Genomic DNA, 10,601 nt, shown 5'->3' with positions numbered 1-10,601 from the left:
GACGATGACCGCATTCAACAAGGTGGTGTGGAGCGAAGGTCTGTTCCTTCGCCCGCAGCACATGCAACAGCAGGATCGCTACACCGAACGCTACGTGGAGTTGCGGGCCGCCACCCTGCGTTCGTACCCTTGGGGGTTCGACGAACTGGAACTCGAGCGCGACCTGCTCGCGATCGGCAAGCTCGGCATTCGTCGCGCACGCGGCGTGTTTCCGGATGGCACGCCGTTCTCGATGCCCGACCGCGATCCGTTGCCACCGCCGCTGGAGATCGACGCCAACTGGCGTGACCAGGTGATCTACCTGACCTTGCCGCTGCGGTCGCCCGCACAGGCCGAAAGCCTGTGGCCCGATACGCAGGCGCCGGGCCAGCTTGCCCGTTTCGCCGTGCGTGAGGCCGAGGTGGTCGATGCCTCGGGCAGCACGACGGGGACGGTGGTGCTCGAAGTCGGTGGCCTCAGTACGCGGGTGATCGCTACCGCGCAGGCGCGCGAAGGTCTGGTCGAGCTGCCGCTGGCGCATCTGGTCGAATGTCGCGCCGACCGGCGCGTGGTGCTCGACGACGGCTTCATGCCCAGCGCGCTCGCGTGCCGCGCCTCGGAGCGTCTGACCCTGTTCCTGACCGAGCTGCTCGGTCTGCTTCACCAGCGTGGCGAAGCGCTCGCCGGGCGTGTCGGCGGTGCGGACCGTGCGAGCACGGCGGAACTCACGGACTTCCTCATGTTGCAGGTGGTCAACCGCTACCAGCCGCAGCTCGCGCATCTCGCCGAGGCGCCGCTTCTGCACCCGGAGGATCTGTATCGCCTTCTGCTGGGCATGGCGGGTGAACTCGCTACGTTCACCACGCCGGGCAAACGCAGCGTGACGTTTCCTCCGTACCGTCACGACCGCCTGCGCGAAAGCTTCGAGCCCGTGATCGCCGCGTTGCGACTGAGCCTCAGCGCGGTGCTCGAGCAGACGGCCGTGCCCGTCCCGCTGCAACAGCGCAAATATGGCGTGTGGGTGGGTACGGTGGCGGACACGACACTGCTTGATGGCGCCTCGTTCGTGCTGGCGGCGAAGGCCGATATCGCCGCTGCGGACATGCGCCGGCGTCTGCCCACGCAGTCGAAGATCGGGCCGGTCGAAAAGATTCGCGACCTGGTCAACCTGCAGTTGCCCGGCGTATCGGTGGCGTCGCTCGCCGTGGCACCGCGGCAGATTCCGTATCACGCGGGCTACCAGTATTTCGAACTGGATACGGCCTCGCCGATGTGGAAGACGCTGCGTACCTCCGGCGGCGTGGCCCTGCATTTCGGCAACGGCTTCGAGGGACTGGAGCTCGAGTTGTGGGCCGTGAGGACCTGAGCCGATGAACTACGACGAGAGCAACGCGAAACGCGACGCGGACGCCACCGTGGTACGGGCCAGTGCCGCGCGCCAGGACGTGCCCGCCCACCCACCGGTACGTGAGCGCGAGCCGGAGCGTGACCTTGCGCGCAGCGTGCAGGACCTGCCGTCGGCGGGCGGAAATCCGCTCGTTCGTGCCGCCAATCCGTTACTGCTGCTGGCCGCGCAGCTGCGCAACAGCGCGGAAGCGCCCGATCCCGGCCTGCTGAGGGATCGCGCCATCGCCTATATCCGGCGTTTCGAAGAGATCGCCACACGCGCCGGTGCCGACGCGCAGACCTCGGTCGCCGCGCGCTATGTGCTGTGCACGATGATCGACGAGGCGGTGCTCGATTCGCCCTGGGGGGAGCAGACCGGCTGGAGCCGGCAGACCTTGCTCGTGACCTTTCACGGTGAGACCTACGGCGGCGAGAAGTTCTTCGCCATCCTCGACCGGCTGTGCCAGGACATGGTCCGGCATGCCGATCTGGTGGAGCTGATGTATCTGTGCCTGGCCCTGGGTTTCGGCGGCAAGTACCTCGTCGAGCCCGGCGGTGTGGCGCGCCTCGCCGATCGCCGCGAAGACGTCTACCGGCGGATCATGGCTTATCGCGCGGCGACGCCCGTCGCGCTGTCGCCGCGCTGGGAAGGTGTCGATCGTCCACTGAAGCCACGGCGTGGCATCCCCATCTGGATGGCCGCGCTGGTGGCGGTGTGTCTGCTTTGCGGGACGTGGATCTACCTGCATGCACGGCTCAACGGACGTACCGAGCCGGTCAGCGCGAAGCTCGCTGCGATCGGCCTGCGTGGTGTGCCGTTGCCCGTGGCGGCCGCGCCACCGAAGCCGCAGGCGGTGAGCCTGCGTCAGTTGCTGGCCGATGACGCGCGCAGTGGTGCGCTTTCCGTCGAAGAGAAACCCGACGGCCAGGCGACGATCCGCCTGGCCGCCTCGGAAATGTTCCCCTCGGGAGGCGCCGATGTGGCGCCCACACACGCGGCGATGCTGGAGCGCGTCGCCAGGGCGCTGAACCAGGTGCATGGACGGGTCATCGTGGTGGGGCACACCGACGACCAGCCCATCCGCTCGCTGCGATTCAAGGACAACTTCGAACTCTCCGCGGCACGCGCACGCAACGTCAGCGCGCTGCTGACGAAGCAGCTGGACGATCCGCGACGCGTGGAGGCCAGTGGGGCGGGCGCCTCGCAGCCCATCGCCACGCCGGCGAACCTGCCGGCCAACCGCGCGCGCAATCGCCGGGTCGAGATCCTGTTCGTTCCGGAGGCCGGATGAAACGTTTCAACGACATGTTCCGTCACGTGTGGCTGCGCACGGCGATCGGCATCCTGCTCTGCGCGCTGTTGATCGCCTTCGGCGGACCCTATCTGGGAATCGGCGATCGCCAGCCGCTCGCCAGCGTGGCCGCACGCGTCATCGCGATCGTCGCGGTGGCGGCGGTGTGGATCGGCGCGGTGTTGCTGCGCCAATGGCTGGCGCGGCGTCGCGACCGGCGCATGGGCGATGCGCTGGCCGGCGAAGACGACGCGCGACGCAAGGACGTCGACGCCCGCATCCAGGCGGAGCGGGACGGTCTGCGTGCGCGCTTCCTCGACGCACTCGCCGTACTGCGCAAGCGCCGCGAGGGTGGCGGCAAGCTGGAAGACCTGCCCTGGTACGTCGTGATCGGCGCGCCGGGCTCCGGCAAGAGCACCTTGCTCGAGCATTCCGGGCTCGACTTTCCCCTGGCCAGCACGGCGGGCAAGCAGTCCCTGGCCGGCGTCGGCGGCACACGCCAGTGCGACTGGTGGTTCACCGATCAGGCGGTGTTCCTCGACACCGCCGGCCGCTACACCACACAGGATTCCGATCCCGGCGTGGATGCACCGGCATGGCACGATTTCCTGCGGCTGCTGAGCCGGTACCGTCGTCGACGCCCGGTCAACGGCGTACTGCTCACCGTCAGTGTCACCGAACTGCTGACGATGGACGTGGCGGGGCGGCAACGTCTCGCCGACACGCTGCGCGAGCGTCTCGACGAACTGGGCACCTGGCTGGGCGTGACCTTGCCGGTCTATCTGGTCTTCACCAAGGTCGATCTGGTCGCCGGTTTCCTCGAAGCGGTCGACACGCTCGATGCCGCGGGACGCGCACAGGTGTGGGGCGTGACGTTCACGCCGGAGCGCAGCCTCGACGGCGGTGCCTCGTCGCTGCTCGGCGGCGAGTTCGATGCGCTGCTGGAGCGCATCGATGCGGGGACGATCGAACGCATGCACGCCGAACGCGACGTGCGCCGTCGCGCGAGGATCCTTTCCTTCCCGCAGCAGTTGCGTCACCTGCGCGAACTGGCCGTGCCGCTGGCCGCCGCCATCTTCGGCAGTCATGCATACGGGCGTGCGCCCGTGCTACGTGGCATGTACCTGACGTCCGGCACCCAGGAGGGCACGCCGATCGATCGCGTGCTTTCGGTGGTCGGTCATTCGTTCGGTATTCGTTCGTCGGTTCAGGGCACCACGCGTTCGCCACGGCGCACCTTCTTCGTCGAACGACTGCTCAACGACGTGATTCTTCCCGAGGCGGGTTTCGCGGGGTCGGACCCGCAGCGGCTGCGCCGTCGCCGCCTGGCAGAAGCCGGCGCCATCGCGGCGATTGCCGTGCTGACGGCCGGCTTGCTGATCGGCATGTTCACGAGCGCCGCGCGCAACGCGGATTTTATCGCCCGTGTCGACGAGGCCTTACGTGATTATCCGGACGACTCGCGCGTGCCGGTGCCGTCGTCGTTGCGTCAGTACGATGCGCAGGCGTTGCAGCGGCTCGATCCACTTGGCCGCACCGAACAGGTGGCGGCGCAGGTACGCACGGAACGGCCGTGGTCGATGCGCTTCGGCCTGTTCCAGGGCGACGCGTTGTTCGATGAAGTGCGTGCCGCGCACGTGCGCGAGATCAATGCGAGCGTCGTACCGGGGCTGGCGCTGCAGTTCCGTGACGGCCTGCGCGATGCGGCGGGCGATCCGCAGCGACTCTATTACGTGCTGAAGGGCTACCTCATGCTGGGCCAGCCGGAGCACCGCGATGGCGAAGCGCTGTCGTTGCTGGCACGCGAGCGCTGGCGTGAGGTATTCCCGGATGAGGACGGGCTGGCGGATGCGCTCGAAGGACACTTCCGTCTGCTGTTCGACGGGTACGACGGGCTGCGCAGCTTGCCTGTCGACGCCGCGCTGGTGGAAGCGGCGCGTGCCTCGTTGCGCGCGGCGGACCTGGCGACGCTGATCTACGGCGGTCTGAAGCTCGACAGTGAGACGCGTCAGGACATGCCGGTACGCCTGGATCGCACACTCGGGCTGCTTGGCAATGTATTTCGTCGCCGTAGCGGTGCGCCCCTGGCCAGGCCGCTGCCGGCGCTCTACACGCGCCCCGTGTTCGCCAACCTCGTGCAGGAGGGCGGCAGTGCCGCGCTGGGCACGCAGGGCGGGATCGCGAAAGCGGTGGATCGTTTCGTGAAGGATGACTGGGTGTTCGGTGCGACGACGGCGGATCCCCTGCGTCGTGCCTCGCTCGTCGCTCAGGTGCAGACGCTATACGTCGCCGACTACATCCGTGCGTGGGACGAACTCATCGGCGACCTGCAGTTGCAGCCGGTGGCCAACGTACAGGAAGCCAGTGGTGTGGCGGCACGTCTGGCCGGGCCGGGATCGCCGCTGAAGGCCTTGCTGATGCTGGTCCGCGACAATACCAGCGATCTGCTGCGCCAGGCCGCACCGGACGGCGGCGGCAAGGTGGCGACGGTGGCCGAACGCCGGGTGGTCGACCGGGTGAAGAGTCGCAGCGAGATTGCGCGTGTGATCGCCGAAGGCAGCGCACCGGCCGAGCGCGCGACCGTTCAACGTCCCGACGCGACCATTTCCGATCATTTCGCCACGCTCAATCAGCTGACCGATGGCACGCCCGGCAGCATGCCGGTGGATCGCGTGCTCGGTGTGCTGGACCAGATGAGCAAGACGTTGCTGACGCTGCGGCCGGGTGTGGACACCTTCGGACAACCCGACCCCGCTCTGGCGGTGGCGCGGCAGGAGGCCGGTCAGTTGCCTCCGCCGCTCTCGGCGTGGCTGGGCAGTCTCGTTGGTTCGAGCCAGAACCTGGTGAGCAAAGGCGCCGACGGCGCGCTCGCCGATGGGTTCCGTCAGGCGGCGGGCGGGGATTGCTCCCGCTTCGTGCAGGGGCGCTATCCGTTCTCGGCAGAGAGCCGATCCGACATCCCGGTGCAGAACTTTGCCGAGCTGTTCGGTAACGGGGGGCGCTTCGACACCTTCTTCAAGCAGACGCTCTCGCGCGCGGTCGACAGCAGTGGCGGCACATGGACGTTCCGCGACGCGGATGGTGCCCGCTCCGGCGGTGCCGTGCTGGCGCAGGCGCAGCTCGCCGACGCGATCCGGCAGGCGTATTTCCGCGACGGCCCCGCGCCACAGGTCGGCTTCACGCTGTCGATCACGACGCCGCCGGCCGGTATCGGTCGCCTGCTGGTGGAGATCGACGGCCAGAAGTTCGAGTACAAGGCGGGCGAGGACAGCGCGCCGGTCGCGATGCGCTGGCCGGGACCGACGCCGGGAAGCACGCGCGTCAGCGCCTGGGATACCGCCGGCAATCCGCTGCCGGTCCTCGAGTACCCCGGCGAGTGGGGCTGGTTCCACGCACTCGATGCCGCGTCGCTCCAGCGGCGTACGGAGACCCGCTTCGGTGCCAGCTTCGGCTTCGGCAGCGTGCGGGCCAATGTCGACATCGAGGCGTCCAGCTTGCGCAATCCGTTCGGCGACACCAGCGTGCGCCGCTTCCGGTGTCCGACATGACGCGGGTACTTGTAGGTTTCCACGGCAAGCTGCCCTGCGCGGGAGATTTCGTGCAGCGCCGTCTGCCGGTCGGCTTCGTGGATCGCTGGGATACCGCGATGCAGGCGGCACTGGCCGGTATCGTCGAGGCGCTGGGCGAGGGCTGGAAGGACCGCTTCGGCGCGGCGCCATCCTGGCGATTCGTTCTGGCCGCACACGTATGCGGGCCGCTGGCGTGGGCCGGTGTTATCGCGTCTTCGCACGACCGCGTCGACCGGCCGTTCCCGCTGATGCTCGGCGCCCCCGTGCCGCGCGGACAGAACGGATGGCCGCGGCCGCCTCGTCCCGCGTGGTTCCACGCGCTCGACGCCGCGATGGAGCGCTCGCGTGATGCGGTCAGTGTGTCGATCTTCGACGCGGTGGTCGCCATGCTTCCCGAGCCGGTCGCGGGCCCGCACGATCTGCCCCGCATGCCCGACCACGCGCGAAGTCTCTGGTGGCGCGACGACGTCCCTGGTGACGGCATCGCCATGTCGGGTCTTCCCGGTGTTCCCGATTACCTGCGCCTGCTCGGCGTCGACCGCCTGGAGCCTTTCGCGTGAGCATGCCCTATGTATCCGCCGGCCGGACGGAGACCGGCCATGTGCGTCGTCATAACGAGGACGCGATCCTCGTCGCCGAAGAACGTGGCCTCTGGGCCGTCGCCGATGGACTGGGCGGCCACAGCGCCGGCGACGTCGCCAGTTCGCTGATCACCGAGCGGCTGCGCGCGTTGCCTCTCGCGCACGACGTGACCGACACGATGGACGCGGTCGAAGACGAACTGCTGCGCATCAATCAGCGTCTGCGCGCGCTCGCCAGCGACAGGCGCGTGGACGCCGTCGCCTCGACGGTGGTGGTGCTCGTACATACGCGCGATCTGGTGGTGGTCGGCTGGGTAGGCGACAGCCGGGCGTACGCGTTTGAAGACGGACGTCTGTGGCAGGTGACCCACGACCACGTGCACGGCGACCGCGCCGACGAGACACGGTTCGGCGCACAGACGGCGCAGAAAAACGCCGGTGCACTGACGCGCGCGGTCGGCGCGGAAGATCACCTGTTTGTGGACTGGGTGGTCCATCCACGGCGTCCGGGCACGTGTTTCGTGCTGTGTTCGGACGGCATCAACAAGGAGCTGACCGATGCGGAGATCGAGGTGCACTGTCGGCGTCATTCCGACCCGGCCGGCCTGATCGATGCGCTGGTCGGTACGGCATTGAATCGCGCCGGCAGGGACAACGTATCCGCCGTGGCGATACGACTGGACGATTACGAGGAGTCGCACCCATGACGCAGCATCCTGGCGACGACGAAACCCGCGTGCTCCCGCTGTCGCCGTCGACACCGTCCCGTGCGGACGATGACGATGACGCGACGGTGTTCAAGCCGCTGCATACCCAGGCCGGTGACGGCGCGGCATCGTCCGTGGCCACGACGGCATCCGCATCGCAGGGCACCGGCGATACCTGGCGCCGCATGTCCGGCATGGCCGAAGGCGAGCGCATCGCCGTCGGCAGCCTGCTCAAGGGTCGCTTCCTCATGGAGCGCGAACTCGGGCGTGGCGGGATGGGCGTGGTGTACCTGGCGCGCGATGAGCGCAAGGTCGAAGCACGCGACCGCGATCCGTATGTCGCGATCAAGGTGCTCAACGACGAATTCCGCAAGCATCCGGACGCACTGATCGCCTTGCAACGCGAGTCGCGCCGTGCGCAGCATCTGGGCAACGACCACATCGTCCGTGTGTACGACTTCGACAAGGACGGCAGTAACGTCTTCATGACGATGGAGTACGTCGAGGGCGACGACCTGCGCACGGTCATCCGCTCGCGCGCGCGTGACGGTATGCCGTTCGATCAGGCGTGGCCCCTGATCGACGGTATGGGCGAAGCGCTGTCCCGCGCGCACGCGGCGGGTATCGTGCATTCGGATTTCAAGCCGGGTAACGTGATGATCACGCCATCCGGCGTTGCCAAGGTGTTCGACTTCGGCATCGCGCGCGCGGGTCAGATCGGCCTCGAAGCGGCCGACGACCGCACCGTTTTCGATGCTGGCACGCTGGGTGCGATGACCCCCGCATACGCCAGCCTGGAGATGCTCCAGGGCAGGTCGCCGACCCCCGGCGACGATGTGTATGCGTTCGCCTGTGTCGTGGTCGAACTGCTCACCGGGCGCCACCCTTTCGACAAGGAAAGCGCGGAAGAAGCCATGAACGCGGGGCGTCGTCCGCCCGCGGTACCGGGACTGGACAAGCGCCAGTACAAGGCGCTCTGTGACGGGCTGGCGTTTACGGCGGATAAGCGCACGCGCGACATCGGCGACCTTCTGGCCGGCCTGCGCAAGCGGCGCTGGCGCGAACGCGCGACGCCGTGGCTCGCCGGGGCGGTGTTGCTCACGGTGGTCGCGGTGGGCTTCGCCTGGTATGGCGCGATGCGGATCCACCAGCAGCATGTCGTCGACACATTGCGGCGTTTCGGTCCCGGTCAGGCGGACGGTTTCCGCAACGAAGACGATGCACGCGTCGCCCTGGCGGCGCTCGATGGCGACGAGCGTCGGCGTGTCGTGGTCGACGGTGCGGACGCCATCGACGGTTTCCTTGTCCGGCTGGTGGCGAACGACTGGGATCCCGCGCATGGCCGCTACGACTACGCGGGGGCCCAGGAAGCGTTCCGTCTGCGCGGTGAACTGAAGACCTTCGCACCGCGTCTGGACCGTCGCCGCGAAGAGGTGGCGCACGAACGCGACGACGCGCTCAATCGACTGGATACGTCACTGAGCCAGGCCATGCTGGCCAATCGGCTTACCGGCACGAGCGACGACGCGGTACCGGCCATCCTGAGCAGAATCCGCGCCATCGATCCCGCGAGCCCCTTGCTTTCCAGCCCGGAGCTGAAACTGAAACTCGCCGCGGTCGCACCGGCGTCGACCGCGGCGCCAACGCCCACGTCGCCTGATATCCGCGCCGCGGAGCAGGCGTCGAGGCTGGAGTCGCTGCGACGCGCTTCGGCGGCGGGCGATCTCGACAAGGCCAGCGACAGCTTTCACCAGCTCCGCGCGACGCAGGACGGCACGGGAAGCGTCAAAGACGAAGCCGCCGATCTGCTGGCGCATGCCTATCTGGGGGCGGCCCGTGCCGCCTGCGCCGCCGGCCACTGGAAAGAAGCCGCCGATCGTATCGCCGCGGGCGTTACCCAGCTTTCGGGGCGCGCCGACCTGGTCGCCGCGAACAATCGCTACCAGCTGGCGCTCGCGGTGATGACGGCTGCCAGAGCGCCGACCGTCACGGCGGCCGATCAGGACGGATTGCGTAAGCGGGTCGAAGCGATGGGCAAGGAGGATCCGGAAGGCCTTAAGGATCTGGAAGCGGCCATGGCCGCGTCGAAAGCGCTTCCGGACGGCTCGCTGGCCAATGTGGTGAAGAAACTGCGGACGGTGGCGCCGGTCGCCGATCCGTGCGCACTGCGCGGGCTGGCAGGCAGCGGGCGCGAATGTTTCGACACGTTTTCCGCTGGCGCCCACGGCCCGGCCATGGTCGTCGTACCTCGTGGCCGCAAGCCGTTCGCGATGATGCGTACCGAGGTACACATCGCCGATCTCGACCAGTTCTGCCGTGCCACGCGGACGTGCGCGATCAAGAAGGACAACCCGCTGACCGATCCCGCGCGCTCGATCGACGCGGCCTTCGCCCGCCGCTATGCGGCGTGGCTGTCGCAGGTCAGCGGGCACGTGTATCGCCTGCCTAGCGAAGACGAGTGGCTGCTGGCCGCGCGTGCGGGCGAGAACTGGGATGCGAAGGAATCCAACTGCGGCGCTTCGTCATCGGGCCTGGGACGGCTGATGCGCAGCGACGAACTGACCAGCAAGGGCATCGTCAATCCATGGGGACTGATCGATATGACCGGTAGTGTCTGGGAATGGGTGACCCGCGGCGACGCGCTGGTGGTGCATGGTGGCAGTTTCCGAAGCGGTCCGGCGGTCTGTTCCGTCGCCAGCGTGCGCCCGAGCAACGGCTCGCCGGAACGGGATGTCGGCTTCCGGCTGGTGAGGGACATCAAATGACGGCATGGGAGCGGAGCGTCAATCGCGAGCTGAGCGAGCTCAACGACGCCCATAGCGCGGCGCGTATCGATACGCCTGAGTACCGCCGTCGGCGCCGTGCGCTGCTCAACGCGACGTTGCGGCAGGAGGGCACGGCATCGCATACGTTGCGCCGCCCCGCCGCGGCGACGTCCCTGAGCATCCGCGCCGTTCGCGACATGCCGACGCGCCGCGCGATGGTGCACTCGCGGCGAAGTCTGCGCGGCATCGCCTGGTGGGTGGGCGCGGGGGTCGTGGGTGCTGGAGCGGTCGTTTGGCTGCTGCTGTTTCCGCCATTCTGACG

At 68.2% G+C, this 10,601-nt stretch carries 7 protein-coding genes; all 7 read left to right on the top strand.

Annotated features, from left to right (window positions below; all coding sequences use genetic code 11):
* Window positions 1-4: 4 nt before the first annotated feature.
* Genes tssK through BLT40_RS17035 form a run of 7 tightly spaced genes read left to right on the top strand, consistent with a single transcriptional unit; the run spans window position 5 to window position 10,599 of the window.
* Window positions 5-1,345, top strand: coding sequence for a type VI secretion system baseplate subunit TssK (gene tssK, locus BLT40_RS17065; protein ID WP_036115031.1), 1,341 nt, complete (start codon window positions 5-7; stop codon window positions 1,343-1,345).
* Between the two features lie 4 nt (window positions 1,346-1,349).
* Window positions 1,350-2,657: a type IVB secretion system protein IcmH/DotU gene (gene icmH, locus BLT40_RS17060; RefSeq protein ID WP_090355108.1), complete on the top strand. Its 1,308-nt coding sequence runs from the start codon at window positions 1,350-1,352 to the stop codon at window positions 2,655-2,657.
* Window positions 2,654-6,205, top strand: coding sequence for a type VI secretion system membrane subunit TssM (gene tssM / locus BLT40_RS17055; RefSeq protein ID WP_090355106.1), 3,552 nt, complete (start codon window positions 2,654-2,656; stop codon window positions 6,203-6,205). Before icmH ends, tssM begins: the two co-directional genes overlap by 4 nt.
* Window positions 6,202-6,786, top strand: a complete 585-nt coding sequence (gene tagF / locus BLT40_RS17050; protein ID WP_090355105.1) for a type VI secretion system-associated protein TagF — start codon at window positions 6,202-6,204, stop codon at window positions 6,784-6,786. The genes tssM and tagF overlap by 4 nt, the downstream gene beginning before the upstream one ends.
* On the top strand, window positions 6,783-7,514 hold the full coding sequence (locus BLT40_RS17045) for a PP2C family protein-serine/threonine phosphatase (RefSeq protein WP_036115027.1): 732 nt from the start codon (window positions 6,783-6,785) through the stop codon (window positions 7,512-7,514). Before tagF ends, BLT40_RS17045 begins: the two co-directional genes overlap by 4 nt.
* The gene (locus tag BLT40_RS17040) at window positions 7,511-10,279 is read left to right on the top strand and encodes a bifunctional serine/threonine-protein kinase/formylglycine-generating enzyme family protein (protein WP_090355104.1); all 2,769 of its coding nucleotides are present in this window, start codon (window positions 7,511-7,513) and stop codon (window positions 10,277-10,279) included. The genes BLT40_RS17045 and BLT40_RS17040 overlap by 4 nt, the downstream gene beginning before the upstream one ends.
* Entirely contained in the window at window positions 10,276-10,599 is a 324-nt protein-coding gene (locus BLT40_RS17035; protein ID WP_090355102.1) for a hypothetical protein, read from the top strand. The genes BLT40_RS17040 and BLT40_RS17035 overlap by 4 nt, the downstream gene beginning before the upstream one ends.
* Window positions 10,600-10,601 lie beyond the last annotated feature (2 nt).

It is taken from the genome of Dyella sp. 333MFSha, assembly GCF_900102405.1.
Classification (GTDB): Bacteria; Pseudomonadota; Gammaproteobacteria; order Xanthomonadales; family Rhodanobacteraceae; genus Luteibacter; species Luteibacter mycovicinus.
Note: the sequence above shows the minus strand (reverse complement) of the source record. Positions and strands in the feature narration are given on the sequence as shown.

Bases quoted from the DNA above. Each gene is read 5' to 3' on its own strand.
- tssK (WP_036115031.1), top strand. From the start codon at position 5: ATGACCGCATTCAACAAGGTGGTGTGGAGCGAAGGTCTGTTCCTTCGC.
- icmH (WP_090355108.1), top strand. From the start codon at position 1,350: ATGAACTACGACGAGAGCAACGCGAAACGCGACGCGGACGCCACCGTG.
- tssM (WP_090355106.1), top strand. From the start codon at position 2,654: ATGAAACGTTTCAACGACATGTTCCGTCACGTGTGGCTGCGCACGGCG.
- tagF (WP_090355105.1), top strand. From the start codon at position 6,202: ATGACGCGGGTACTTGTAGGTTTCCACGGCAAGCTGCCCTGCGCGGGA.
- BLT40_RS17040 (WP_090355104.1), top strand. From the start codon at position 7,511: ATGACGCAGCATCCTGGCGACGACGAAACCCGCGTGCTCCCGCTGTCG.
- BLT40_RS17035 (WP_090355102.1), top strand. From the start codon at position 10,276: ATGACGGCATGGGAGCGGAGCGTCAATCGCGAGCTGAGCGAGCTCAAC.